We start from the raw sequence: 2,767 nt of genomic DNA on the forward strand, positions 1-2,767 counted from the left end.
TAGGCAATAAATCTACGGGTAATTAGTACTACTCGGCTATGCTGTTACCAACTTTACACCTGTAGCCTATCAACGTCGTCATCTCCAACGACCCTTAAAAGATGTCTCATCTTGAGGCGAGTTTCGCACTTATATGCTTTCAGTGCTTATCTCTTCCAAACGTAGCTACTCAGCGGTGCTCCTGGCGGAACAACTGATACACCAGAGGTTTGTTCAATTCGGTCCTCTCGTACTAGAATCAAGCCCTCTCAAACATCTAACGCCCGCAATAGATAGAGACCGAACTGTCTCACGACGTTCTGAACCCAGCTCGCGTGCCACTTTAATGGGCGAACAGCCCAACCCTTGGGACCTTCTCCAGCCCCAGGATGTGACGAGCCGACATCGAGGTGCCGAACCTCCCCGTCGATATGAGCTCTTGGGGGAGACTAGCCTGTTATCCCCGGAGTACCTTTTATCCTATGAGCGATGGCCCTTCCATACGGAACCACCGGATCACTATGTCCTGCTTTCGCACCTGATCGACTTGTAGGTCTCACAGTCAAGCACCCTTATGCCATTACACTCTACGCACGGTTACCAAGCGTGCTGAGGGTACCTTTGAAAGCCTCCGTTACTCTTTTGGAGGCGACCACCCCAGTCAAACTACCCACCACGCAATGTCCTTCTAAAAGAAGTTAGGCTCCAAGTAAGTAAAGGGTGGTATTTCAACGTTGACTCCACAAACACTAGCGTGCCTGCTTCAAAGTCTCCCACCTATCCTACACATTACTTACTCAAAGTCAATACGAAGTTATAGTAAAGGTTCACAGGGTCTTTTCGTCCCATTGCGGGTACTCGGCATCTTCACCGAGACTACAATTTCACAGAGCTCATGGTTGAGACAGTGCCCAGATCGTTACACCATTCGTGCAGGTCGGAACTTACCCGACAAGGAATTTCGCTACCTTAGGACCGTTATAGTTACGGCCGCCGTTTACTGGGGCTTCAGTCAAACGCTTCGCATTACTGCTAACGCCCTTCCTTAACCTTCCAGCACCGGGCAGGTGTCAGACCCTATACAGCATCTTTCGATTTAGCAGAGTCCTGTGTTTTTGATAAACAGTCGCCTGGGCCTTTTTACTGCGGCCACCATTGCTGGTGGCGTCTCTTCTCCCGAAGTTACGAGACTATTTTGCCTAGTTCCTTAACCATGATTCACTCTAGCACCTTAGGATTCTCTCCTCGACTACCTGTGTCGGTTTTGGTACGGGTTGCTTCACTTCGGCTTTTCTTGGAAGCACTTTCCTTACAACAACTTCGCCCGAAGGCTAGGTCTTGACTATTCCGTCAGTCTCCAGTAAGTACGGCACTCCGTCCCCTTTTTAGTGTGAGCAAGTATGGGAATATTAACCCATTGTCCATCCACTACCCCTTTCGGGTTCGCGTTAGGTCCCGACTAACCCTCAGCTGATTAGCATGGCTGAGGAAACCTTAGTCTTTCGGTGAGCGGGTTTCTCGCCCGCTTTATCGTTACTTATGCCTACATTTTCTTTTCTGTTCGCTCCACAATGGCTCACGCCACTGCTTCTGTGCAAACAGAATGCTCCCCTACCAGATACAACCCTAAGTTGTAAATCCATAGCTTCGGTACTCTATTTATGCCCGATTATTATCCATGCCGGACCGCTCGACTAGTGAGCTGTTACGCACTCTTTAAATGAATGGCTGCTTCCAAGCCAACATCCTAGCTGTCAATGCAGTCCAACCGCGTTGCTTCAACTTAATAGAGATTTGGGGACCTTAGCTGTTGGTCTGGGTTCTTTCCCTCTCGGACACGGACCTTAGCACCCGCGCCCTCACTGCCGTGGAACATTTATTAGCATTCGGAGTTTGTCAGGAATTGGTAGGATTTGACTCCCCCGCATCCAATCAGTAGCTCTACCTCTAATAAACTTATACACGACGCTGCACCTAAATGCATTTCGGGGAGTACGAGCTATCTCCCAGTTTGATTGGCCTTTCACCCCTACCCACAGGTCATCCGAAGACTTTTCAACGTCAACCGGTTCGGTCCTCCACTTTGTGTTACCAAAGCTTCAACCTGCCCATGGGTAGATCACAAGGTTTCGCGTCTAATACTACTAACTAAGCGCCCTATTCAGACTCGCTTTCGCTCCGGCTCCGGACCTGAAGTCCTTAACCTCGCTAGTAACATTAACTCGTAGGCTCATTATGCAAAAGGCACGCCGTCACCCAACATGTGGGCTCCGACCGCTTGTAGGCGTACGGTTTCAGGTTCTATTTCACCCTTCTATTCGAAGTGCTTTTCACCTTTCCTTCACAGTACTTGTTCACTATCGGTCTTTCAGGAGTATTTAGCCTTGGAGGATGGTCCCCCCATATTCAGACAGGATTTCACGTGTCCCGCCCTACTCATTTATCATCTAAATATACCTTTCAAATACGGGGCTATCACCCTCTATGGCTGTTCTTTCCAGAACATTCTTTTAAATATATAAAGACTTTTGGGCTAATCCGCGTTCGCTCGCCACTACTTACGGAATCTCTTCGATTTCTTTTCCTCCGGGTACTTAGATGTTTCAGTTCTCCGGGTTTGCTCTCCTTGCGGAGTGACATGTCTTCAACATGCCGGGTTGCCCCATTCGGACATCTGCGGATCAATTCGTGTGTGCCGATCCCCGCAGCTTTTCGCAGCTTACCGCGTCCTTCTTCGCCTCTGAAAGCCTAGGCATCCGCCATACGCCCTTAACGATTTCTTTCCTAT

General features: G+C 49.1%; 1 rRNA gene. It reads right to left on the reverse strand.

The features are described from left to right. Positions 1–2: 2 nt before the first annotated feature. Positions 3–2,762 (reverse strand): 23S ribosomal RNA (locus BUB80_RS22905). Positions 2,763–2,767: the final 5 nt, after the last annotated feature.

Origin of the sequence: Chryseobacterium polytrichastri (assembly GCF_900142445.1) — a bacterium.
Taxonomy (GTDB): domain Bacteria; phylum Bacteroidota; class Bacteroidia; order Flavobacteriales; family Weeksellaceae; genus Chryseobacterium; species Chryseobacterium polytrichastri.